The organism is Actinopolymorpha rutila (assembly GCF_013407855.1).
GTDB classification, from domain to species: Bacteria; Actinomycetota; Actinomycetes; order Propionibacteriales; family Actinopolymorphaceae; genus Actinopolymorpha; species Actinopolymorpha rutila.
In genome coordinates, this window is record NZ_JACBZH010000001.1 from 2853974 (window position 1) to 2877944 (window position 23971).

A 23971-nucleotide genomic window follows, 5' to 3' on the forward strand; every position below is an offset into this window, starting at 1 on the left:
GAGATCAGTTCCCTCCCGTCGCCTGCGGAGTTAGCTGTCGGATTCGGGCGAGAGGAAGTGCCCGGCCGCCGAGGCGGCTTCACCCCAGGACCCGTTGCCGGGTCCGTATGTGGTTCCTCCGTCTCCGCCCGATGGAAAGACCGGGTCTGACGACAACCGCCGGGCGGAGCTAGGCGAAGCGGGTCGTAGCCGCCCCCCTGTCGGCGCGACCGGCAATGACTGTACGGCGTGATCGTTTCGTTGCCAACCTGATCCAAAAGATTCACCGAAGTCGCGACCAGGCTTGGTTTACCACGATGAAGTGTGTACGCACCGGGCTGTGGCCTGCTGAGGATGGGCCGATGGCGAGCTGACAATGCCACCGGCGGAGGCGGCTCGATTGCTGTGCCACAAGGCAAAGTTGCTGGTGACAGCGTTGCCGACGATGCGGTGACGACCGTGACGACCGCGCCGACGATGGTGGCGGGGCTTGTGACCGGGCTGCCGATCGGGCTGCGACGAGGTCGGCTACGCGGTCCGCGTCGAGGTCGCTGCGCCGCCGAAAAATACCGCCGCGGTTGGCAAAATCGCCCCCGAAGTCGCGGGCTTTGGTCGTCTCCGCGTGGCGAACGGGTGTTCGGGCGCGGGTCTCGCTAGCGTTCGGCACACGATGCCCGACACCACCATCAGGTTCCTGCATTCCGGCGACTGGCAGCTCGGGATGATGCGCCGGTTCCTCGGTCCGGAGGCGCAGGCGCGTTACGGCCAGGCGCGCGTCGACGCGATCGAACGCATCGGCGCGGTGGCCGCTCGTACCTCCGCGGCGTTCGTCGTGGTGGCCGGCGACGTGTTCGACGCCAACCAGGTCGACCGGAAGGTCGTCCTGCGAGCGTGCGAGGCGCTGCGGGCCGTCACCTGCCCGGTCTACCTGCTGCCGGGCAACCACGACTCGCTGGAGCCGGGTTCGGTGTGGGCGAGCCCGATGCTCGCCGCGCACCTGCCGTCCCACGTCGAGGTGTTGCGCGACTCAGTCCCCCGCACGCCCGCGCCGGGTGTCGAGGTGGTCGGTGCACCGTGGCGCACCCGCCGGCCGCTGCGCGACCCGGTGGCCGACGTGGTCGGCGCCGATCCGCCACCGGAGGGTGTGGTGCGGGTACTCGTAGGCCACGGACAGGTCGACAGCCTCGCCCCCGATGTCGGCGAGCCCGCGCTGGTTCGCCAGGGCCCGCTGGAGGAGGCGATCGCCGCCGGCCGGATCCACTACGCCGCGCTGGGCGACCGGCACTCGCGTACGTCCGTCGGCGAGTCGGGCCGGATCTGGTACGCCGGCACTCCCGAGCCCACCCGTCCCGAGGAGGAGCACCCCGGCGACGTGCTGCTGGTCGAGCTGGCCGCCGGCCCCGCCGGCTCCACCTGCACCGTCACGCCCGAACGCGTGGGCACCTGGCGGCTGCTGTCCCGCGTGGTGGAGGTGGACGGCGACACCTCACTCGACGCGCTCGACCGCTGGCTCGGCGAGCAGCCCGACAAGACGCGCACCGTCGTACGCCTCGGCGTCCGCGGCGCGCTGTCCGTCGCCGGGCTGACCCGCCTGGAGGTGCTGCTGGACGCGCAGACCGAGGTGTACGCCGCGATCCAGCGCTGGCGCCGGCACTGGGACGTCGGTGTTCTGCCCGACGACCAGATGCTGGACGACCTCCCGGTGACCGGTCCGGCCCGGGCCGCGCTGGAGGAGTTGCGGCACACCGTCGCCAGCGGCAGCGACGACGCGGCCGAGGCCGCCGACGCGCTCGCCCTCCTGCACCGGCTGGCCGGGGGAGCGGCATGAGGGGAGCGGCGTGAGGCTGCACCGGCTGACGTTGCGCGACTTCCGCGGGGTGGCCGCGCGCGACCTGGACTTCGACGAGGCCGGTGTCACCGTCGTGCTCGGCGACAACGAGACCGGCAAGTCCAGCATCCTGGAGGCGCTCAGCCTGTTGTTCGAGCTGCCGGACGACTCCAAGGCCGGGAAGCTGAAGGCGGTCCAGCCGGCCGGCCGCGACGTGTCCAGCGAGGTCGCCGCGGAGCTGACCCTCGGCGGGCAGCGGGTGCACTACCGCAAGCGGTGGTTCCGCCAGCGGCTGACCGAGCTTCGGGTCGACCCGGGCGGGCACACCTGGACCGGGCGGGAGGCGCACGACGAGGCCGCGAGGCTGTTCGCCGCACACGTCGACCAGAGCCTGTGGGCGGCGCTGGTCGTCGGCCAGGAACACGCGCTCGCGGTGCCGGCCGCGGGTTCGGTGGCGGCGGTGCTCACCGCGCTCGACGAGTCCGCGGGTGGTGAGGTCGACCACGGCGCGGCGGTGCCACTGGTCGCGGCCGTCGAACGCGAGTACCAGCGCTACTTCACCCGCACCGGCCGGCCCAGCGGCGACTACGCCGAGGCGATCCACGCGCTCGACCAGGAACGCGCGCGGGTGGAGGAGGCGCGGGCGCGGCTGGCCGAGGTCGAGCAGGACGTCGCCTCGGCCGAACGCCTGACCCGCGACCGGGCCACGATGAGTGCGCGGTCGCGCGAGCAGGAGGCGCGGGTCGCGAAGCTCGCCGACCGCAGGCAGGCCGCGGACAAGCTCGTCGGTCAGGTCGAACGCCTGCGCCGCGACGCCGAGTTCGCCGCCGCGCAGGTCGAGTCCGCCCGGGCGGATGCCGAACGCCGCACCGCCCTGGTCGACGAGGTGAAGGAGCGCGACCGCGCGTCGACCGAGGCGGAGGAGGTCCGGCTGCGAACGACTGCGGCGCTTCGGGGTGCGGAGCAGGAGTGGGAACGCGCCACCGCCGCGCTGCGGGTGGCCAGGGACGACCAGGCCGCGCGGCGGGCGGAGGTCCGCCGGCTCGACGCGCACCTGTCCCGGCTGCGCGACCGCGCCGACCTGGCCGATGTGCGGAAACGCCTCGCGGCGGTGGAGGAGGCCCGCGAGCAGGAACGCCGCGCCGCCGCCGCACTCGAACGCACGAACGTAGACGACGCCGCGCTGGAGGCCGCCGAGGCCGCCCACGTGGACGTGCTCGCCGCCCGGGCCGCGCTGGCCGCCGGTGCGCCGACGATGGTCGTCCGCCGACTCGGTGACGCCGACGTGGAGCTGTCCGGCATACCCCTCGAGGAGGCCGACGAGGGCGTGACGGTCGACCGGGAGGTGACGGTCGATCGGGACACCACCGTCCGGGTGCCGGACGTGGTCGAGGTGACCGTACGACCGGGCACCGGCGCGACCGAACTCGCCGCCACCACCGCGAGTGCCGAGGACGTTGAGCGGCGGCTTCTCGCGGAGCTGGGCCAAGCCGACATCGGCGCGGTCCGGCAGGCGGCCAGGGCCAGGGTCGAGGCGGAGCGCGCCCTGACGATCGCTCGCGACGACCTCGCCCGCCGGCTGGAGGGCCGCACGTTCGCCGACCTGATCGCCGCCCGCGACCAGTTGCTGGCCAGGGTCACCGACGACGACCACCTCGATGACGTTGCCGATGACAGCGCCGACGACCTGCCTGACAACGTGCCTGACGACCTGGTTGGCAGCCGCGTTGAGGAGGCCGCCACGCTCTTCGACGCGGAACCGTTGCCCGCAAGGGAATTCTCGGTTGTCAAGGAGGCCTTGCGTGTCAAGGAACACTTGCCGGCCGAGGAGTCCCCGCCCGTCAAGGCGAGCTTGCCGGCAGAGCAGCCGTTGCCGACAACGCAGGAGAGCACCCGAGAGGCGCTCGCCCACGCCCAGGCCGAGGATGTCGCCGCGGCGAAGCTGCTGGCCCGCGCGGAGGCCGCCGGGGCAGGCGTTCGTACGGCGTTCGAGATTGCGCGGGACGAGGCGACCGAGGCACGCGTACGCTCCGAACAGGCGACCGAACGCCGTACCGACGCACTCGCCACCCTGGATCGCGCCCGTGCGCAGCAGGGCGACGAACTCCTCGCCGCCGCGATGTCCAAGGCGGCGGAGGAGGCGGCCGCTATCGCCGCGGATCTCGCCGAGGCGGAGGACGCGGTCGCGCGCAGCGGAGTCGGCGAGCTCGGTGAGCGGTTGGCGGAGGCGACGACTCTGCGCGCGCAGTTGGCCGAGCAGGTCGAACACCTGCAGGACGAGCTCAGCCGGGTCGAGGGTGCGCTGGAACGCGCCGGTGCTCAGGGCCTGGCCACCGCGGCCGAGAAGGCCCGGGCCGAACTCGCCCACGCCGAGGAGCACCACTCCACGCTCGAACGCCGGGCACTGGCGGCCGCCAGGTTGCGGGAGACGCTCGAACGCCACCGCGCGGAGGCCCGCCTCCGGTACGCCGCACCGCTGCGGGACCGCATCGAGGCGCTCGGCCGGGTGGTGCACGGGCCGTCGTTCGGCGTGGGCCTGGGCGCGGACCTGGAGGTGGAGGCCCGTACGGTCGACGGGATCCGGCTTCCGGTGTCGTCCCTGTCCACCGGTGCTCGCGAACAGCTCGCCACGCTGGTCCGGCTCGCCATCGCCGGCCTCACCGCCACCGACGGCAGCGGCGTCCCGGTCGTGCTCGACGACGCGCTCGGCTGGTCCGACCCCGGCCGGCTGCAGGCGATGGGTGCGCTGCTGGCCCGCGCCGGCGCCACCGGTCAGGTGATCCTGCTGACCTCCGCGCCCGACCGCTACGTCGGGACGGTCCCCGGCGCCCGGGTGGTACGGATCTGAAGTCGCCAGGCAGCCGCCAGCTCACCACTCGACCCTGATCCGCAGGACAGCCCCTAGGCTGGCCGGGTGAACGACGCGGTCAAGTTGGTCCGGGTGACCGAGCCCCACAAGTCCGTCCTCGCCAACCTGCTGCAGCTCTACCTGTACGACTTCAGCTCCATCAGGAACCTCGAGCTGTCCACGCACGGGACGTACTCCTACCGCTTCCTTGACCACTACTTCGTCGAGGCCGGCCGCGAGCCGCTGTTCATCCTCGTGGGTGACCGGCTGGCCGGGTTCGCGCTGGTGCGGCACGAGGACGGGGTCAACCTCCTCGCGGAGTTCTTCGTCGTTGCGAAGCACCGAAGGCTCGGAGTCGGCCGGTCGGCGGCGCACGCGCTGTTCCGCCGTTATCCGGGGAAGTGGAGCCTCGACTTCTACGACGCGAACGACGCCGCCCGGCAGTTCTGGCCCGACGTGGTGCGGGCGGTGGCGGCCGGTGAAGTCGGCCGGCGGCGGTTCGGCCCGCCCGAGACCGACCTGCCGGCCACGCAGTTGACGTTCACCGTCGGCTGACGAAATCGGCAGGTGCGCGCACCGACTCCACCACAGGTGAGTCCGCTGCCGCGGGATCAGCCCGTTACTACCCCTCCACCGAAGTACGACCAAACCAGAACGGCTGCTGGGAGGACGAGGGCCGCCGGGTCGGATACCAGGGTGCGCGCGGCATCACCGATGTCTATTACTTGGTGCTTGTGACGCGTTCGCAAGCGGACGACTTCGTGAGGCGCAGGGCGGCCGCGCGCAAATGGGACGGGATATCCGGATACGAGTGGAAATCCCTCCAGATCCCCAACGTGATGAGTTTCGAAGTGCCGACCGGTTGATCGTGCCCCGTGTTTTCGGATCGGCCGGGCGGGAGGTTCAGCGGAGTTCGGTGAGGCGTTCGGGATGGGTGTAGGCGACATAGCGTTCACCGCGCAGGAAGCCGACCAGCGTCATCCCGAACCGCTCGGCCAGGTCGACCGCCAGGCTGGACGGCGCGCCGACCGCCGCCACGAAGGAGATGCCGGCCGCGAGCGCCTTCTGGCAGATCTCGTATCCCGCCCGGCCGCTGGTGACGAGCACGTGGTCGGCCAGCGGCAGCCGGCGTTCGAGGAACGCCCAGCCGACCACCTTGTCCACCGCGTTGTGCCGGCCGACGTCCTCCCGGGCGCGCACCAGCGTTCCGTCGGCGGTGAACAGTCCGGCCGCGTGCAGGCCACCGGTCCGACTGAACACGTTCTGCGCCTCGCGGAGCCGGTCGGGCAGCGCGCACAGCAGGGCGGAGTCCAGCACTGGGCCGGGCGCGACGGGGGAGCAGCCGCGGAGTTCGAGTTCGTCCAGGCTCTCCTTGCCGCACACGCCGCAGGCCGAGGTGGCCGCGCCGTACCTCGCGGTCGGCGCCTCCGGCAGCGGGCGGGCCAGGTCGACGGTGACGACGTTGTAGCGCTGCTCGGCGCGCAGCGCCGGATCCGTGCAGTACGCCAGTCGTACGACGTCGTCGGGATCGGTCAGCAGCCCCTCCGACCGCAGGAAGCCGGCGGCGAGCTCGAAGTCGGCACCCGGCGTGCGCATGGTGACCACCAACGAGCGAGGAACCGCCCCCGGCCAGCCGACCCGGATCTCCAGCGGTTCCTCGGTCGCCACCACGTCGGCGCGGCCGCGGACCGTGCCGCCGTCGACCTCGCGGACGCGTACTCGCACCGTGCTGCCCGGCCGCCGGGTGGGGAGACTCATGGCCCCATCCTCGCCCCGCGCAAAACCGGATGACCCACCGGCACACCCCGGCCTATGGTCGGGGACGTGGAGATGCGCCGCGGGTAGCGCCCGCGTGACCGCTCGGCCGTAACGGCCGACAGCTCGGCCGTGACGGCCGACACCCCCGGACGGACCCGTCCCGGCGTCGAGCCGGTGTCACCGGTCCGCCCGAACTTCCTCCGTCTCTCCACCTTCGTGACCGCGCGTCGTCGCGGCCACCAGCCCCGGGAGCATCGCGATGGCGCCGCAACGCGTCGGTCTCCACCACCCCTGTATGCGTCCGTTCCTGGCCGCCGCGCGGAACACCGCGCCACCCGACGAGGACCACGTGGTGGTCGAGGGAACGTGGGCGCACGAAATGCTGCTGGCCGCGCGCACGCCGGTGGAGACGTTCCTGTGGTGCCCGGAGCTGGTTCGTACGCCGGAGGCGCGACGATGCGCGGACGTCCTGCGCGCCCGTGCCGAGACGGCGTACGAGATCGGGCCCAAGGTGCTCACCCGGCTGTGCGGCCGGGCCCGCTCCGACGGCCTGCTCGCCCTGGCCAGGTTGCCGCGCCGGACCGCCGCGGAGCTGGACTTCGGCGACCGGGCGCTGGTGCTGGTGGCCGACGGCATCGAGTACGCCGGGAACCTCGGCACCCTGATCCGTACCGCGGACGCGTGCAGCGCCGACTGCGTCGTGCTGGTGCGCCGGCAGGTCCGGCCCAACCATCCCCGGGTGTTCGTGGCGAGCCGGGGGACCGTGCTCACCGTGCCGGTGGTGGAGTTTCCCGACCCGGTGGCGGCCGCGGCCTGGCTGGCCCGGCGCGGGTTCACCGTCGTGGTGGCCGAGCCCGGCGCGACCCGCGACTACCGCACAGGCGACCTGTCCAGCCCGCGTACGGCCGTCGTCGTCGGCTCGGAGGGACGCGGCGTGTCCTCCGGGTGGTACGCGGCACGGGTCCGGCCGGTGTCGATCCCGATGTTCGGGACCGCCGACTCGCTGAACGTCTCGGTGTCGGCCGCACTGCTGCTGTACGAGGCGCGCAGAACCCGCGCACAGCCAGGACAGGACCCTAGTTGCAGGTCGCCCCGCACTGGCGGCGCAGCAGCGCGTCGATGACGATGCCCTCCATGTCCTGGGGGTCGCGCGCGCGGTAGGCCCGGCCACCGGTCGCGTCCGCGATCTTGCCGAGCGCGGCGAGGTCGGCCTGCGGGCCGATGCCGACCAGGATGACCGAGATCGGTCGGGCCGGGTCGGCCTCGTTCTTCAGCGTGTTGAGCAGCTGGGTGAGGGAGACACCCGTACGGTCCTCGTCCTTGCCGTCGGTGAGCAGCACCACGGAGTTGACCCTGGCGTCGTCGTAGCCGTTCTGCGCGGTGCGGTACGCGGCCAGGAACGTGTCGTAGAGGCCGGTGCCGCCGCTGACCTGGCTGGGTAGCTTCGCCAGCACCTTCGCCAGCTCGGCGCGGTGCGTGGCGGACAGCTCGGCGGTCTTCGCCAGCTCGCGGTAGTCGCGGGTGCCGTCGCGGAGTTCGGAGAACTCCCACAGCCCGACCTCGCCCTTGTCGGGGAAGTAGCTGAGCGCGGTGCCGGCGGCGTCGCGGGCGAGCTCGATCCGGCTCCGGCTGCCGGCGGCCGCGGCCATCGAGCCGGACACGTCGACGACGGCGAGCAGCCGTGACTCCAGGCTCAGTGCGGCCCAACTGCGCAGCACGTCGTCGGCGTCGTGCAGCGTGACCGGAGGGAGCACCTTCACCGAGCCGACGTCTGAGTTCTTGGCGGGTGGGGCGAGGTCGCGGTAGTCGCGGAACCCCGCCTTGCGGAACGTCTCCCGGCCCTGTGGAGCGTCGGCGAACCGGGCCAGCGCGGCACCGGCGGCGGCGATCCGGTCGGTGCGGGCCGAGCCGTGGCGGATGGCGACCAGGGGGTAGTCGAGGAGGACCGTGCCGTTCTTCGGCGCGACCGCCACGACGTCGGTGTCGGAGTGGTCGCGGGTGAAGCTCAGCACCTGTTGCTCGCTGGCGGGAACCCCTCGTTGCAGACCGGTCTGGGTGTCTGCCTGGGCGAGCTCTCGGCCGAGGTCGTCGACGTGGTCCTTGGCCAGCTTGATGAGCACCGTGCCGAGCTTGGACCGGGCCTCCTCGGCCTCGCCGGTCACCGAGCGCCGCACGCCGAGCAGCGCGCTCAGGGCGACGCCGGACCGCTCCGCGTCGGCCACCGCCATGTGGCCACTGGTGGCCAGCGTCGACCAGTTGTCCGCGTCGCCGCCGAGCTTCTCCACCTCCGCCTGGGTGGTGGCGAGGACCATCGGGGACGCGGCCAGCGACGGGCTCAGCGCGAGCACGCGGGACGGCGGGATGCCGGTGCGGGCCACCCACTCGAACGTGTCCGGCACCCACAGGTCCGGGGTGTTCGCGTCGTCGCTGCCGTGCTCAGTGGACAGCCGGGTGAACATGTCGCGCGGGCTCACCGCGGTGACACCGAACGTCAGACACGCTCCGCCGACCGGGACCTTGTCCTTCTCGACGCGGGCGGTCACCGCCTTCAGCGGCGCGACGATCTCGGGCGCGGCCGCGACCCGGATGCGCACGGTGCCTTCGCAGGAAGCCGACTTGCTGCCCGCGGACGCACCGAGCTCGCGGACACCGAGGAAGGCCGCCGTCGGAATGATCAGTGCCAAGGCGACGACGAGTACGAGCAGACCTCGACCTCGGCCGTGGTGACGGCGGGGTCGCAGGTCTGCGGCGGCATGACGACCGGGCATAGCGCTGCTCCCTCTCCACCCCGAGTGGGCGGGACATTACCGGAAAACCCGGCCCGACCGGTGACCGTCATCCGCAATGGGACGAAGCGCTACCAGGTGTGTCGAAGCGGGCGCGTACGGCCACCGGACGTGGTCGGGACGGGTGTGCCGAGTGCCGTTCAGGTCCCGCTTCAGGTCCGCTTCACGACTCGCCGGCGGCGTACATCCGGGCGATCACCGACTCGATCGCCGGCTCCTGGATCGACAGGTCGGCCACGGGGTAGCGCGCGGCGATCGCCGCCACCAGGGGAGCGGCACTGGTCGACGCCGGGAAGGCCAGCCACTGCCGCGGGCCGTCCACCCGGACCACGTTCGCGCCGTCCACCTCGATCGGCGGACCGGGGTCGGCGAGGTCGACCACGAGGGTGCGCTCGCTCTCGCCGAGGCCATGCAGGCCGTGCAACCCCGTCAGGCTTCCGTCGTACATCACCCGCCCGTGGTCGATCACCATCACCCGCGAGCACAGTTGCTCGATGTCGGTGAGGTCGTGGGTGGTCAGCAGCACGGTGGTGCCGCGTTCGCGGTTGAGGTCGCGCAGGAACTCCCGCACCTTGGCCTTGCTCACGATGTCCAGCCCGATGGTGGGCTCGTCGAGGTAGACGACCTCCGGGTCGTGCAGCAGCGCGGCGGCGATGTCGCCCCGCATGCGCTGGCCGAGGGAGAGCTGGCGTACGGGTACGTCGAGCAGCGGTCCGAGCTCGAGCAGGTCGACGTAGTGGCCGAGGTTCTCGCGGTAGCGCGCGTCCGGGATCTTGTAGATCCGCCGCAGCAGGCCGAAGCTGTCCCGCAGCGGGAGGTCCCACCACAAGGTGGTGCGCTGGCCGAACACGACACCGATCCGCCGGGCCAGCCGGATCCGGTCGCGCGACGGCTCGATGCCGGCGACCCGCAAGGTGCCGGCGGTGGGTACCAGGATGCCGGTGAGCATCTTGATCGTGGTCGACTTGCCGGCGCCGTTGGGCCCGATGTAGCCGACCATCTCCCCGGCGGCCACCTCGAAGGACAGCCCGGCGACCGCGTGCACCTCCGAGCGGGTGCGCCGCAGCCGGCCGGTGCGACGTCGTACGGAGAAGGTCTTCCGCACGTCCCGCACCTCGATCAGCGGTTCGGCGCCGTTGCGCTCGGCCGGAGGGGCGGCGGAGGGCTCGGCGGTGGGCTCGGTGGCGGTGGTCGTGAGGGACGGCTGGTTCGAACGTGTGGGCTGTGTCGTCATGGTCAACTCCCGGTGCTGCGGTAGCTGCGCAGGCCGGCCCGCCAGGCCAGCGCGGCGACGAGGGCGAGGACGGCCGCGGCCAGCGGCGAGGCGAACTGGAAGGCCTTCGGCAGGCCGAGCGGATCCGGATGGCCGAGAATGTGCAGGGCCGGCAGCCAGTTGACGAACGCCAGCGGGATGCCGAACGTCGCCGCGCGGAGCAGGTCCTTGGCGAAGATCGTCGGTGGGTACTGCGTGAGGAAGTTGCCGCCGTAGGTGAAGGCGTTTGCCACCTCGGCGGCGTCGGTCGCGGCGAACTGGAACGCCGCGCCGAGGACGAAGATCGCGGCGAAGATGACGGTGCCGCTGACCAGCATGACCGGGATCAGCGCGATCCGGTCCCACGTCCAGTGCACGTCGACCGCGACCACCGCCCAGCCGAACACCAGCGCGCTCTGGGTGATCCGCCCCAGCCGGCGCAGTGCGAAGTCGTCGGCGGCGGCCTGCACGAACGTCGGCACCGGCCGGATCAGCATCACGTCGAGGGAGCCGTCCCGGATCCGCCGGCCCAGTCGTTCGATGCTGCCGACCAGCAGGTCGGCGGTCCCCATCGCGACTCCGGAGGTGGCGTAGAGGAAGGCGACCTCGGGCAGGTCGAACCCGCCGAGGCTGTCGGTGTGCACGAACATGATGAAGATCGCCACGAAGTCGAAGCCGGTCACCACGAACTGCCCGACGGTGAGCATCGCGAACGACGCCCGGTAGACCATCGTGGACCGCACCCACATCGCGACGATCCAGCCGTACGCCCGCAGTGCGTCAGCCACCCTGGACCACCACCTTCCGCGTGGCGAGCTGGGTGAGTGCCCGCCCGGCCAGCCAGAGCACCAGCGCCCAGCCCGCCTGGAAGGCGAGTACGGAGACCAGCGCCGAGCCCTGGCGCTTGCCGAGGAACACGTCCGCCGGGATCTGCAGCGCCGACGACCACGGCAGCGCCCGGGCCAGGTCGCCGAGCCAGCCGGGGAAGACGTTCAGCGGCAGCAACATGCCGGAGAAGAACATCGCCAGCACCCCGGCGAGCTGGTGCACACCGCGGGCGTCCATCAGCCAGAAGCCGGCCAGGGTGAACAGGTAGTTGAGGCTGAAGCAGACCACGGCGCCGAGAACGACCGAGAGCAGGAACGCCAGCCAGGTCGCCAGGTCGCCGGGAAGGTTGAGGGTGAACGCGAACGCGCCCACCAGGGTCGGGCCGATGCCCCGGCCGAGCAGGTGGAACGCGGCCCGGCCCAGGTCGCTGGCCAGCCACCACGCCTGCAGGTCGACCGGGCGGTACAGGTCGACGGCGATGTCGCCGGTGCGGATCCGCTCGGCGAGCTCCTCCCGGAACCCACCGCCCCACAGGGCGCCGACCATGCCGAGGGACTGGCCGAGCCAGACGTAGGTCACCGCGTCGGTCACGTCGTACCCGCCGAGAGACGGCCGGGCGCGCCACAACGCGATGTAGGTGAACGCCATGATGAAGCCGAAGACGGTGTTGGTGAACACGCCGGCGGCGGTGGCGGCGCGGTAGGTGGAGTATCGGCGGAAGGTACGCCACGCGATCGCGGCATAGACCCTCATGCTGGAAGGCTCCCTTCGACGAACGGCATGCGTCTGTGGCGTGCGCGGCAGGCGGGTGGCAGGCCGGTGACACGGATGCGGCAGGCAGAGCGCGCGGGGTTGCGCGTCTTGGGCACGCGGGGAGCAGCGCGGGGAGGGTGCTCGCGCTTGGGTGGACCTTGGACGGCGCGCGGCCCGCGGGGGATGTGGGCCGGGTGCCGCGCACGTCGAACTTCCCCCGCATCGGTGCTGACCGGGGGTGGAGGTGGGAGCGATATGCCCGGCCGCCTGCGTTGATCAGCTGGGCTGACCGTGCCAGACCGGGATTTTGGTGGCCAGACAGCATAACCGGCACCGGACGTGACGGGAAGGGATTTTCCTGCGGCCATCGTGGTGGCCCGGGCACACGGCATCCGGCGCGCTTCCCGGGGCGCCCGCCCGAGGCGGTGGGGCCGGCGGCGGGGTCCGCGTGATATGCAGTCAGGGTCCCGTTCGTGTGCGGTGCGTCCCCCGGCCGCCGCGAGCCACCAGCTCACGAAGGTTCCGCCATGCCGCTGCTGACTGTCTACCGGGTCATGTCCTACGTCACCGGTGTCGTGTTGCTCGCGCTGGTGCTGGTCGCGATGCCGCTGAAGTACTTCGCGGACACCCCCGGCCCGACCATGGTGGTCGGCCAGCTCCACGGCTTCCTCTACATGGCCTACGTCGTGGTGGTGCTGCTGCTGGGATTCTCGCTGCGGTGGCGGCCCGTGCGCATGCTGCTGGTGATGCTGGCCGGGACGATCCCGTTCGCCGCGTTCTTCGCCGAGCGCAGGATCGTCGCCGACGTCCACCGCAGCCGGGGCACCGGCGGCCGTGAGGGCCGAGAGGGCGACCGGCGAAGCGAGCGGGTCGGCGCGGGTGACTGACCCGGCAGAAGCCGCGGACCCGATGGCGACTGCGCGTACGCACGCGCGGGCGCTGGTGGAGGTGAAGGGCGTCGTCGCGGTGGTGGTGGGCGGCAGCCATGCCGGCGGAACCGCCGACGCCACCTCCGACCTCGACCTCGGCCTCTACTACCGCGAGCCCCTCGACGTCCCCGCGCTGGCAGACCTGGCCACCTCGCTGACCGGGCGGCCCACCGAGGTCGCCGCACCGGGCGGGTGGGGGCCGTGGGTGAACGGCGGCGCGTGGCTGTCCACCGACGCGGGACCCGTGGACTGGATCCTGCGCGACCTGGACCGGGTCACCCAGGAGTGGGAACGCGCGACGCGCGGGGAGTTCGGGCTGCACCACCAGCCGGGTCACCCGTTCGGATTTCTCAGTACGACCTACGTCGGCGAGCTCGTGACCGCGGTCGTCGTCGCCGACCCGGACCGTGAGGTGGGCCGGCTGCAGCAGGCCGCCGCGCGGTATCCGGAACCACTGCGGGACGCACTCGTCGGCTGGCTGTGGGAGGCGGGGTTCAGCCTCGCGGTCGCGCGCAAGGCGACCCGGCGCGGCGACGCGGCGTACGTCGCGATGTGCGTGCTGCGGGCGGTCGGCATCATGGCGCACGCGCTGCACGCCCGCGCCGGCCGGTGGGTGCTGAACGAGAAGGGCCTGGTCGCCGCGGCCGGCCGGTTGCCGGGCGCACCGGCGGAGTTCGCGGCCCGCGCCCAGGCGCTGTGCGGCGCGATCGGCACCACCCCGGCGGAGCTGACCGCGCGGCTGGACGACGCCGAACGCCTGCTCGCCGACGTCCGCGGCGACTGACGCCGGCCCTCCATGACTCCGAAGTCCCCGAAGTCCCCGAAGTCCCCGAAGACCCCGGCTACCCCGGCGACCCCGGCCTCGGCTGCTGCGGCCACCGCGGCGCAGGACGCGCTCGACGCGGCGTACCGCGCGGCGTTCGCCGCCGAGGAGCGGGTTCGCGCCGTGCTCACCTACGGCTCCCGGCCGGCTGGGCTCGGCGACGCGTGGTCGGACGTGGAGTACTGGGTGTTCGTCAGCTCCGACCTGCTGCCGGACCAGGCCCGGACGAACCCTCCCGTCCCGCCGGACTGGCTGCGCGAGGTCGGTGAACCGGCGCTGCTGGTGCGCAACGAGTTCGGTGCCTGGGTCGCGGTGCACGCCGGGCTGGTGCGGGTGGAGGTGCACCTCTGGCCGGCCTCCGGCGTCGACGTCGTACGCGGCTGGCCGGCGCGGGGTGCGCCGGTGGAGTCGATGGTGGTGCTGGACCGGGACGGAACGCTCACGCCCGCGGTGGCGGCGCTGCCGGAGCATCCGCGCGTCCCGCGCACCGCGGCGGAAGTGGCGGAGGTCTGCGGACGCTTCGCCAACTGGTGGGTGCTCGGCCACAACGTCGCGGGCCGAGGTGAGTGGGAACGTTCCCAGGACGCGCTCGCCCACGTACGCCGCGAGCTGCTCTGGATGGCCCGGCTGGCCGAGGCCGGCTCGGAACCCGAAGTCGGCGAGGCGACGAAGCGGTGGCTCACGCCGTCCCGGCTGGCCGAGCGGGACCTGTCCCCGGAGGTGATCGAAGCCCTGGCGCGGGTCTCCGCCCGCACCGAGCCGGCAGACCTGGCCCGGGCGTACGGCGCCGCGTGGGAGCTGGGGGAGCGACTGTGGCGCGCGCTCGTCGCGACCTGGGGCTTCGACCCACCCGACCGGCTGGCCGAGTGGGTCGAAGCCCAAGTCGAAGCCGAAGCCCAAGCCCAGGTTCAGGCCTGAGCTACCGGCTCGGGGCTCACCAGCTCCCGACGGTGCCGTCCACCCGGCGGCTGACCGGCAGGTAGCCGCGCTGGTACTCGTACTTCGCGGCCAGCCCCTCGTCGATGTCCACGCCCAGCCCCGGCGCCTCACCCGGGTGCAGGTAGCCGTCGGCGAACGACCAGGCCCGCGGGAAGACCTCGAGGGTCTCCTCGCTGTGGTGGCCGTACTCCTGGATCGCCGCGTTGTGGGTGGCCAGGCCGAAGTGCAGCGCCGCCGCCATCGACACCGGCGACAGGTCGGCGGCGCCGTGGCACCCGGTGCGGACGTGGTACGGCTCGGCGAAGTGCGCGATCTTGCGCAGGTGGGTGATCCCGCCCGCGTGCACGACGCTGGCCCGGATGAAGTCGATCAGCTGTTCGCGGATCAGCTGGTGACAGTCGTACAGCGAGTTGAACACCTCGCCCACCGCGAGCGGGGTGGTGGTGTGCTGCCGGATCACCCGGAAGCTCTCCTGCAGCTCGGCGGGTACGGCGTCCTCCAGCCAGAACAGCTGGTGGTCCTCCAGCCGCCTGCCCAGCCAGCCCGCCTCGGCCGGGGTCAGCCGGTGGTGCGCGTCGTGCAGCAGGTGGACGTCGAAGCCGACCGCCTCGCGGACCTTGCCGAACAGTTCGGGCGCGAAGCGGAGGTACTTCTCACTGGCCCAGCCGTCCTCGACGAACGGCAGGTCGGGCCGTTGCCCGGACACGTCGCCGCGCGGCGTGCCGTACATGTTGTCGATGCCGGGCACCACGCACTGCGCCCGGATCGCGCGGTAACCCTCCTCCCGCAGCCGGAGCACCTGTTCCACGGTGTCCTCGATCGTCCGGCCGGAGCCGTGGGCGTAACACAGCACGCCACGCCTGGACCGGCCGCCGAGCAGGTTGTAGACCGGGGTGCCGAGCACCTTGCCCTTGATGTCCCACAACGCCATGTCGACGGCGGCGATCGCGGCCATCGTCACCGGGCCGCGCCGCCAGTACGCACCCTTGTAGAGCAGTTGCCAGGTGTCCTCGATGTCGGCCGGGTCGCGGCCTTCCAGCATGGGCACGACGTGGTCGGCGAGGTAGGACGCGACGGCCAGCTCGCGGCCGTTGAGGGTGCCGTCCCCGATACCGTGGACGCCCTCGTCGGTCTCGACCTTCAACGTGACGAAGTTCCGCCCGGGTGAGGTCACGATCACCCGGGCACCGGTGATCCGCATGCCGGCCCCTACCAGGGCTCGGCGCCGAGGAGCTTGCGGCCGAGCGGGCCGGCTGCCTCCAACTGGCGGGCGCCGTACCGGCCCGGCGCCGGCGCCCTGCCCGCGCCGTGCGGCTGGTCCTCGCGTACCCACCGCAGGAACTGCGCCACCCGCGGCGTGGACCGGCGGTTGTGCGAGGCGCCGTGCGGCATCAGGTGGTGCAGCAGCGCGAAGTCGCCGGCCTCGCCGGTCACCTCGACGCTTTCCAGGTGGGTGATGCGCTTCCAGTTCTGGTGCAGGTGCCGGCCCTGCGGGGTGGCGCGGGCCTCCTCCTCCACGATCCGGTGCCCGCCGGGCACGACGTGGATGCCGCCGCCGTCGGGGAGTACGTCGGTGAAGTAGAAGCAGCCGCCGATCTGCACCTCGGCCAGCGAGAACAGGAACTGGTCGACGTCGGTCGGCACCGACGCGTCGATGTGCAGCGTCTGGCTGAGCGCACGGTCCCGGTCGCTGTCGTTGCGCAGGGTGATGCCGAGCGAGCCGTCCATCACCCGCAGCCGCGTCGACTCCAGCAGTTGCGCCGCGACGTGGTACAGCTTCTCGTTCGCCCACAGCGGCAGGAGTTCCGGTGTGTCGAAGGTGTGGTCCTTGGCGGTGCGCATCGGCTTGATCCGGCCGGCTGCGGAGTGCCAGTGGTCGGGCAAGGCGAGGTTGCGCGGGATCAGGTCGAGGATGTGGTCGCGGTAGTGGGCCGCCTCCTCCCGGGATATTGCTCCGCGCACGAGGAGATAGCCCTGCTCCCAGAACTGCGTGATCTCTGCGTCACTCAGAATCTGGGGTGTTTCCACGACGGTGGTCACGATGCCTCCCTGGCAGCGTTCGGGGATCCCTTCCACCGTACGAAGGTGGGCCGGGAGTCGCACCTCGCTAGCCAGGTTCGGTCAACCGACTCTCACCGGCAGGGGAGCCGGCCTGGCTGTGCGGGGCGTCGCGCTCACCGAGTAGGGCGTCGCCCTGCCCGAGCAGAGCCCGCACCCGGCCCGGGCCGAGCGCCAGCAGCAGGGTGGGCAGCCGCGGTCCGCGGTCCGCGCCGACGAGCAAGCGGTACAGCAACCGGAAGAATCCCCGTTGAGCGCGCTTGACCTCCGCCGTCGCCGGGTCGTCCACCGTGAGACCCGCCCGCAGCTTCGGAACGCCGTACACCAGGCGGGTCAGTCCGGACAGCGTCCAGTCGTCGGTCAACCGGGTGGTCAGCTCGCGCAGCGATACCGCGTCCTCGGCGGTGAGCGAGGCCAGCAGGTCGCTGTCGGGTTCGGTACGTACGTGGGTGCGTTCCTCGGCGGGCACCTGCTCGGCCAGCCAGGTGCGGGCCAGGCTCAGCCGGGGCTCGACGTCGGCGACGGTGATGCCCTGTGAGCCGGTGTCGGGGGCGCCGTCGCCCGCGGTGGCGTCGTCGAACCCGGCGAGGATCCGGCCGACCTGGGCTGTGTCACCCGCGGTGACGTCAAGGAGGGAGGCCAGGACGCGGAACGACACCCGGCGGCGCGGGCCGGCGACCCGGCCGCGGCTGGTCGTGGTCGCCCGGTCGGCGACGTCGCGCTCCCACGGCTGCGCCTGCCCGGCCTCGATGCGCGCCGCGAGCCGGTCCCACTCGTCGTACAGCCGGCTCACCTCCGCCCCGAAGTCGATGGTGAACGACTGGGCCGGCAGCCGCCGGGCGTACAACCAGCGCAGCACCGCGGGCTCCAGGATCCGCAGGCCGTCCGCCGGGGTCGGTACGCCGCCGGCCGAGCTCGACATCTTCGCCATGCCGCGGATGCCGACGAAGGAGTACGGCAACGGGACCGGCGGCTGCCCGCCGAACACCTCGCGGACCACCTGCGCGCCGACGGTGAAGGAGGAGCCGGGGGCGGAGTGGTCGGCGCCGAACGGCTCGAACATGACCCGCTCGTGGGCCCAGCGCATCGGCCAGTCGACCTTCCACACCAGCTTGCCGTGGTTGTCCTCGCGCAGGTGCACGCGGTCGCGGTGGCCGCAGGCGGCGCAGGCGTAGTCGACCAATGCGCCGGTCGCGTCGTAGGACGTCACCTGCGTGGTGTCGCGACCACACCGGTGGCAGTACGGCCGGTAGGGGTAGTAGAGGCCGGCCGCCGAGTCCGTGGGTCCGGTGTCCCCGGTGTCCTCGGTGCCCTCCGCGTCACCGACTCCCGGCCGGGTGCGGTAGCGGGCCAGGATCGAGTCGATGCGGGCACGTTCGTCGAGGGCGTGCAGGATTGCGTCGGCGTACGCCCCCGAGGCGTACATCGCGGTCTGGCTGATCTCGCGTACCTCGATGCCGAGCGCGTCCATCGCCGCGCGCACCGGAGCCTTGAAGCGTTCGGCCCAGCTGTCGTAGGCGTCGTCGGGATCGGGTACGGCGGTCAGCGGGCGGCCGACGTGCTCGGTGAACGAGGGCGGCAGCCCGGCCGGAACCCTTCGCAGCCGGTCGTAGTCGTCCCAGGACAGCAGGTGGACGCACTCCCGGCCACGGCGGCGGATCTCGTCGGCGACCAGGTGGGGGACCATCAGTTCGCGGAGGTTGCCCAGGTGGATCGGGCCCGACGGGCTGAGCCCGGAGGCGCACACGACCGGCGCGCCGGGTGCGCGGCGGTCGGCCTCGGCGATCACCTCGTCGGCGGTACGGCTCACCCAGTCACTGCCCTCGGTGTCGGTCACCGGGCACCTCCTGTCGTCTCGGGCGCGGGGCCGGTCGGCGTGCCCAGCACCTCGCGTACCCACGCGGCGACCTCGGCAGCCACCGCGGCCGGACCGGATCGGTGCGTGTCGAACCGCCGGCCGACCTGGGAACGATGCCAGTCGGCGAAGCCGAGCTGGCGAGCGACGAACTCGTCATCGGATCCGCGCCAGGCCGGTCGGTCGCGAAGACGCTGGACCAGTACGTCGTCCGGACAGTCCAGGGCGGCGTGATGGATCGGACCGACCAGCATCCGGGCAGGCAACTCGGCCAGTTGGTCGGGAACGATCGTCCCGCACAGCAACGTGGCCAGGCCGTTGCCGGCGAGGCCGTGCGCGAGCTGCAGCCAGGTGTTGCGCCAGACGTCATAGCCCAGTGCGGCGACGTGCAGGGTGAGGTCGACGTCGAACACCGCGCAGCCGGGCAGCCCGCCATCGTCGGCCAGCCGGGTGAGCGCCTCGGTGACGGTGGTCTTCCCGGCGCCGCTCGGGCCGGTCAGGAGCAACAGGGGACGCCGGGTGAAGGGACGCTCCCATCCACACCGGGGGCAGCGGGCCCCGGATGCGGCGCCGTCCGCGGTGTCGTCGGGACGCAGAGCGGTCTCAGGGCCGCAATCGATGCAGAACTCCGCTCCGGGCGGTCTGGACGGAGTGGGATCGCCGGCCGAGGTGGGGGAGCTCATGACCTCGAGACGTTATCCGCGCTCGGCCTGGGGTGTCACCACCTTTTCGCTCCCGGTGTCGGCCGGTGGTTCGCCCGCTGGTTCGCCCGGTGGTTCGGCCCGGTTCGCGCGCTCGGACCACGTCCGGGCCGTGTGCAGCAGTTGTGTCAACGGCAGGTTGGCAAGGGAGTCGACCCGAAGGTCGGCCGCCGCAACGTCGAGTTGACGGGTCAGTGGGTTCGGCACCACGACGCAGAACATTCCGGCCCGCTTGGCGGCCGCCACGCCGTTGGGGGAGTCCTCCAGCGCGACCGCCCGTGCCGGCTCGACGCCGAGGTCGGCCGTCGCCAGCCGATACAGCGTCGGGTCCGGCTTGGTGCGCTCCACCTCGTCACCGGTGCGGATGGTGTCGAAGTGGTGCAGCAGGCCGCGTTCGGCCAGATGGCCGTGCACCCAGTCGCGGGACGAACTGGACGCCAGGCCGACCCGGAGCCCGCGATCGCGGGCCTGCCGGAGGTAGTCCTCGACGCCGGGCAGAACGGGCTGGTCGCTGAGGAGTTCACGGATCCGGGCCCGCCGCGCGGTGCGGATGGCGTCCCGGTCGACGGTGCGGCACGAGGCGTGTTCGAGTGCGGTGTAAGGGTCGAAGTGGTGGTCGGTCGTACCGATGACGCCTGCCCACGTCGCCAACTCGAGCACCGCGCCGTGGTCGACGAAGATCTCCTGCCAGGCCAGGAACTCCGGCGTCTCCGTGTCGACCACCAGACCGTCGAAGTCGAACACCAGGGCGCGGATCGCGCTGTGCTGCCCCGACTGCTGCCCCGACTGCTGCCCCGACTGCTGCCCCGACTGCTGCCCCGACTGCTGCCCCGACTGCCGGCCCGACTGCCGGCCCGGCTCTTCGAACTCGTCGTCAGCTGCGATGGACATGCCGTACAACCTAGCGGTGTCGGTCAGCCGCCTCGGCCGGCTCGGGTTTCGGCTCAGGTGCGGCCGTTCGGGTCGGGTCAGCCACGAACGAGTTCCTTGAACCTGCGTCCGCGTTCGGTGAAGTTGCGAAACCATCCGTAGCTCGCGCAGGCCGGTGACAACAGCACCGTGTCGCCGGGACGGGCCAGCGCACGTGCCCGGGCGACCGCGTCCTCGAACGACGTCGCTCGGTGGATGCCGATCCAGTCGGCGGCGCCGTCGCTCTCCTCGCCCGCGCCGATGGCGTCGGTGAGCGCGTCGGCGGTCTGCCCGAACACCACCGCGGCCCGGCAGCGTTCGCGGACCCGGGCGCCGAGCGTGTCGAACGGCAGTCCTTTGTCGTACCCGCCGAGCAGGATCACCAGCGGCCCGGGCAGGGTGGCCAGGGCGGCCATGGTGCGTTCGGGCGTGGTGGCGATCGAGTCGTCGTAGAAGGCGGCACCGTCGACCTCGCCGACGAACTCCAGCCGGTGCTCCACTCCGGGGAAGCTCACCATGACCTCGCCCGCCGCCCGCGCCCAACCGGGGAAGGTGTCCGCGGTGACGGCCGTCGCCGCGGCGAGGTTGTGCAGCTGGAACCTTCCGGGCAGCCGGCGGCCACGGACGTCGAGCCGGTGCCCGGCGTGCTCGATCACCTCGTCGCCGATCCGGGTGCCGCCGTCCGCGGTGTTCACCCCGAACCAGCGCACGAAAGGCCCGCCCTCGGTGTGCTCACCGGCGAACTCCCCGGCGAACGGGTCGTCGGCGTTCAGCACTCGTACGTCACCTTCGCGCTGGTGGCGGACGATGGTCTGCTTGGCCTCGACGTAACGCGCCATGGTGCCGTGCCGGTCGAGGTGGTTGGGCGTGATGTTGGTGACGACCGACACCTGCGGGCTCCACCGCAGCGGAGCCAGCCGCTGTAGCTGGAAGCTGGAGAGCTCGAGTACGACGATGTCGTCCGGGCCGATCTCGTCGAGGTGGTCCAGGAGGGACACTCCGAGGTTGCCGCCGACCCATACCCGGCGGGGTCCGCTGGCGAGGATCCGGCCGATCAGCGTCGTGGTGGTCGTCTTGCCGTTGGAGCCGGTGACGCCGTAGACCGTGCGCGCCGGGCAGAGCTTGACGAACAGGTTCAGCTCCGTCTCCAACGCGTTGGCGAGTCCGAGCCAGGGCGACTCGTCCGGCACGCCCGGGCTCACGACCACCAGGTCGGCGCCGGTGAAGTCCTCCTCCCGGTGCCCGCCCAGACGGAGGTCGACCGGCCAGCCGTCGAGTGCGGCCACCGACTCCCTGAGCTGGTGCGCGTCGTGGAGGTCGGTGATTGTGACCCGCGCTCCCGATCGGCACAGGAACTTCGTCACTCCCACACCCGCGCCGAACAGGCCGAGTCCCATCACGGTGACCCGCGCACCGGCGAGCTTCGGAACGTCGGTCAGCATCGGGCCATTGTGCCCGACGCCGATCGACGTTGCCCGGAATTGCCGATGCTGAACGAGGTTGCCCGGGTGTTTGATTGACGTTCGCCGTTGCTTGTCAACGCTGACTTGACAGTTGCCCCGGGCGGTCCGTCGCCCGGCAGTCGTCGGTGCTCAGTCCGTCGGTGAGCAGTCAGGCGACGGGTCGTTCAGCGCCTGCCGTGGTGTGGATCTCGTCCCTGATGACGGTCCAGCACGTCTGCAGGTGCGCGAGCCGGCGTTCGACCCGCCGGCCGTGCTCCTCGAGGAGGGAGAGCCGCTCGGCGAGCCCATCGGGGCCGGCGCGGTGGAGTTCGGCGTAATGGCGCATCTCGGCCAGCGGCATCTCGGTGTCGCGCATGCATCGCAGCAGACGTAGCCAGGTGACGTCGTCGTCGGTGAACCGGCGTTGCCCGGACTCGGTGCGGTCGATCCCCTTCAGCAACCCGATCCGTTCGTAGTAACGGAGGGTGTCGATGCTGAAGCCTGATCTTTCCGCCGCCTGGCCGGAGGAGTAGGAGTTCACGCAGGAAGGATCGCATCATCCCAGCGGTCAGGGTCAAGACCTTTCGACCGGAAATGTCTGATTTGCGCTCCGTCTGGCCAGTTGTGTTTCGCCCTGTGTACCCGGGTCTGTGCAGGCAGCGACTCAGCAGTCGCAGGTCGGGCTCGCCTGCGGGGCGGTGAGCGGGTCCACCGGCCGGACGGTCCGGCCCTGTGCGGTCTCGACCGCCAAGCCTTCCCGCACCCAGTACTCGAACCCGCCGAGCATCTCCTTCACCCGGCGGTTCAGGCGGGCGAACTCCAGGGCGGCCCGGGTCGCGCCGTTGCATCCGGGTCCCCAGCAGTACGTCACGACGAGAGCGTCGGCCGGAACGATGCGGGGTCCGTCGGTGGAGATCCGGTTGGTGGGCAGGTGGATCGCACCGGGCAGGTGGCCCTGCTCCCAGGCCTCGTTCGAACGCACGTCGACGACGACGAGGCCGGCCGCACCCGCCTCGAGGTCGGCGTGAACGTCACTCACGTCGGTCTCGACGCTCAACCGGGCGGCGAAGTGGGCGAGGGCGGTCGCGGGCGGCGCGGCAGGTGTGCCGGCTACGGCGGACGAACGGGTGCCGCCGGCGGTGATCGGTGGGTTGCTCATGGCCCCGATCCTGGGGTGCCGTCCGGTCTGGCGACAGTGGCCTGAATGCCGTACTGCACTAATATCGCGCCATGCCTACAGCGGACCTCCGCGCGCCGACCGCGGTGCCGGTCCGGCGCAGTCGACGGGTCGCGGCCGAGGGCCGACGGGTCGTGGTGGTCGCTTACGACGGGATGTCGGCCTTCGAGACTGGGATCGTGACCGAGGTGTTCGGGTTGGAGCGGCCCGAGTTCGACCTGCGGTGGTACGACCTGCGGATCTGTGCCGAGCGGAACCCGGTCCGGCTGGTCGGCGGGGCGGAGCTGTCGGCGGCGTACGGTCTGGCGGAGATCGCGCACGCCCACACGGTGATCGTTCCCGGTGTCCCCGACGTGCACGGCGACCCCTCGCCTGATCTGGTGACCGCGCTGCGGGCCGCCCACCAACGCGGCGCGCGGATCGTGTCCATCTGCTCCGGCGCGTTCGCGCTGGCCGCGGCGGGCCTGCTCGACAACCGGCCGGCGACGACGCACTGGCAGTACGCACCCCTGCTCAGGCAGCGGTTTCCACTGGTGCGGGTCGATGCCGACGTGTTGTACGTCGACGACGGGAACGTTCTCACCAGCGCCGGCAGTGCGGCCGGCGTGGACCTGTGTCTGCACCTGGTGCGGCAGGACTTCGGCCCGTCGATCGCCAACGCGGTCGCCAGGCGGATGGTCGTCCCGCCGCACCGCGACGGCGGCCAGGCGCAGTACGTCGAGACCCCGGTGCCGGGCGAGCTCGACGACGACCGGATCGCGGCCAGCATGACGTGGGCGCTGTCCCACCTCGACGAGGACCTCACGGTGTCGGCGCTGGCCGCCCAGGCCCACATGTCGCGGCGGAGTTACCTGCGGCACTTCCAGCGCTGCACCGGGACCAGCCCCATCAGGTGGCTGATATCCCAACGCGTACAGGCAAGTCTGGCGCTGTTGGAGCGCGGCGACGCCCCCGTCGAGCAGGTGGCCGCCACGGTCGGCTTCGCCACGGCGGTCACCTTTCGCCACCACTTCACGAGGATGATGCGGACGTCGCCGTCGGCGTATCGGCGAGCGTTCCGTACCGCCGCGAGGGCTGACGGGTGAGCATTCGTCGGGCAGTATGAG

General features: G+C 72.0%; 21 protein-coding genes and 1 riboswitch. Of the genes, 8 read left to right on the forward strand and 13 right to left on the reverse strand.

Annotation, left to right across the window (positions count from 1 at the left end):
* Positions 1-5 precede the first annotated feature (5 nt).
* Positions 6-156: riboswitch (cyclic di-AMP (ydaO/yuaA leader) on the reverse strand.
* Between the two features lie 493 nt (positions 157-649).
* The 3 genes from F4554_RS12750 (at position 650) to F4554_RS12760 (ending at position 5210) form a co-directional block, all read left to right on the forward strand.
* Entirely contained in the window at positions 650-1807 is a 1158-nt protein-coding gene (locus F4554_RS12750) for a metallophosphoesterase family protein (RefSeq protein ID WP_179787582.1), read from the forward strand.
* 10 nt (positions 1808-1817) lie between these two features.
* A complete protein-coding gene (locus F4554_RS12755; RefSeq protein ID WP_179787583.1) occupies positions 1818-4655 on the forward strand; it encodes an AAA family ATPase in 2838 nt (945 codons plus the stop codon).
* Between the two features lie 66 nt (positions 4656-4721).
* A complete protein-coding gene (locus tag F4554_RS12760) occupies positions 4722-5210 on the forward strand; it encodes a GNAT family N-acetyltransferase (RefSeq protein WP_179787584.1) in 489 nt (162 codons plus the stop codon).
* 348 nt (positions 5211-5558) lie between these two features.
* Here the strand turns inward: F4554_RS12760 and fdhD are convergent, their stop codons facing one another.
* Positions 5559-6413 (reverse strand): formate dehydrogenase accessory sulfurtransferase FdhD, encoded by an 855-nt coding sequence (gene fdhD, locus F4554_RS12765; protein ID WP_179787585.1) that lies wholly within the window; start codon positions 6411-6413, stop codon positions 5559-5561.
* Positions 6414-6708: 295 nt separating this feature from the next.
* Here fdhD and F4554_RS12770 point away from each other — a divergent pair, with 295 nt between their 5' ends.
* Positions 6709-7536 (forward strand): TrmH family RNA methyltransferase, encoded by an 828-nt coding sequence (locus tag F4554_RS12770; protein WP_238341283.1) that lies wholly within the window; start codon positions 6709-6711, stop codon positions 7534-7536.
* Here F4554_RS12770 and F4554_RS12775 read toward each other — a convergent pair.
* The 4 genes from F4554_RS12775 to F4554_RS12790 form a co-directional block, all read right to left on the reverse strand.
* Entirely contained in the window at positions 7490-9181 is a 1692-nt protein-coding gene (locus F4554_RS12775; protein WP_179787587.1) for a substrate-binding domain-containing protein, read from the reverse strand. The two genes, F4554_RS12770 and F4554_RS12775, sit on opposite strands and share 47 nt — an antisense overlap.
* Before the next feature lie 181 nt (positions 9182-9362).
* Entirely contained in the window at positions 9363-10433 is a 1071-nt protein-coding gene (locus tag F4554_RS12780; RefSeq protein WP_179787588.1) for an ABC transporter ATP-binding protein, read from the reverse strand.
* A gap of 2 nt (positions 10434-10435) precedes the next feature.
* Entirely contained in the window at positions 10436-11239 is an 804-nt protein-coding gene (locus F4554_RS12785) for an ABC transporter permease (RefSeq protein WP_337796006.1), read from the reverse strand.
* Positions 11232-12032 carry an ABC transporter permease gene (locus F4554_RS12790; protein WP_179787589.1) on the reverse strand — a complete coding sequence of 267 codons (801 nt, stop codon included), beginning with the start codon at positions 12030-12032 and terminating at the stop codon, positions 11232-11234. Before F4554_RS12790 ends, F4554_RS12785 begins: the two co-directional genes overlap by 8 nt.
* Positions 12033-12559: 527 nt before the next feature.
* Here F4554_RS12790 and F4554_RS12795 point away from each other — a divergent pair.
* Genes F4554_RS12795 through F4554_RS12805 form a run of 3 tightly spaced genes read left to right on the forward strand, consistent with a single transcriptional unit; the run spans position 12560 to position 14702 of the window.
* Positions 12560-12919 (forward strand): DUF3817 domain-containing protein, encoded by a 360-nt coding sequence (locus tag F4554_RS12795; RefSeq protein ID WP_179787590.1) that lies wholly within the window; start codon positions 12560-12562, stop codon positions 12917-12919.
* Positions 12912-13745 carry a nucleotidyltransferase domain-containing protein gene (locus F4554_RS12800; protein WP_202889267.1) on the forward strand — a complete coding sequence of 278 codons (834 nt, stop codon included), beginning with the start codon at positions 12912-12914 and terminating at the stop codon, positions 13743-13745. The genes F4554_RS12795 and F4554_RS12800 overlap by 8 nt, the downstream gene beginning before the upstream one ends.
* Before the next feature lie 12 nt (positions 13746-13757).
* Positions 13758-14702, forward strand: a complete 945-nt coding sequence (locus F4554_RS12805) for a hypothetical protein (protein WP_179787591.1) — start codon at positions 13758-13760, stop codon at positions 14700-14702.
* A gap of 16 nt (positions 14703-14718) precedes the next feature.
* Here F4554_RS12805 and manD read toward each other — a convergent pair whose 3' ends face one another.
* The 8 genes from manD to F4554_RS12850 form a co-directional block, all read right to left on the reverse strand.
* Positions 14719-15924, reverse strand: coding sequence for a D-mannonate dehydratase ManD (gene manD / locus F4554_RS12810; protein ID WP_179787592.1), 1206 nt, complete (start codon positions 15922-15924; stop codon positions 14719-14721).
* An 8-nt stretch (positions 15925-15932) separates the two neighbouring features.
* Positions 15933-16763 (reverse strand): phytanoyl-CoA dioxygenase family protein, encoded by an 831-nt coding sequence (locus tag F4554_RS12815; protein WP_179787593.1) that lies wholly within the window; start codon positions 16761-16763, stop codon positions 15933-15935.
* A 67-nt stretch (positions 16764-16830) separates the two neighbouring features.
* The gene (gene lysS / locus F4554_RS12820) at positions 16831-18618 is read right to left on the reverse strand and encodes a lysine--tRNA ligase (RefSeq protein WP_202889268.1); all 1788 of its coding nucleotides are present in this window, start codon (positions 18616-18618) and stop codon (positions 16831-16833) included.
* A complete protein-coding gene (locus F4554_RS12825) occupies positions 18615-19319 on the reverse strand; it encodes an AAA family ATPase (protein ID WP_179787594.1) in 705 nt (234 codons plus the stop codon). Before F4554_RS12825 ends, lysS begins: the two co-directional genes overlap by 4 nt.
* Before the next feature lie 12 nt (positions 19320-19331).
* On the reverse strand, positions 19332-20228 hold the full coding sequence (locus F4554_RS12830; protein WP_238341284.1) for an HAD family hydrolase: 897 nt from the start codon (positions 20226-20228) through the stop codon (positions 19332-19334).
* A gap of 77 nt (positions 20229-20305) precedes the next feature.
* Entirely contained in the window at positions 20306-21688 is a 1383-nt protein-coding gene (gene murD, locus F4554_RS12840; protein WP_179787595.1) for a UDP-N-acetylmuramoyl-L-alanine--D-glutamate ligase, read from the reverse strand.
* A gap of 169 nt (positions 21689-21857) precedes the next feature.
* A complete protein-coding gene (locus F4554_RS12845; RefSeq protein WP_179787596.1) occupies positions 21858-22229 on the reverse strand; it encodes a MerR family transcriptional regulator in 372 nt (123 codons plus the stop codon).
* Positions 22230-22352: 123 nt separating this feature from the next.
* Entirely contained in the window at positions 22353-22847 is a 495-nt protein-coding gene (locus tag F4554_RS12850) for a rhodanese-like domain-containing protein (RefSeq protein ID WP_179787597.1), read from the reverse strand.
* Positions 22848-22918: 71 nt separating this feature from the next.
* Here F4554_RS12850 and F4554_RS12855 point away from each other — a divergent pair, with 71 nt between their 5' ends.
* Positions 22919-23950, forward strand: coding sequence for a helix-turn-helix domain-containing protein (locus tag F4554_RS12855; protein ID WP_179787598.1), 1032 nt, complete (start codon positions 22919-22921; stop codon positions 23948-23950).
* Positions 23951-23971: the final 21 nt, after the last annotated feature.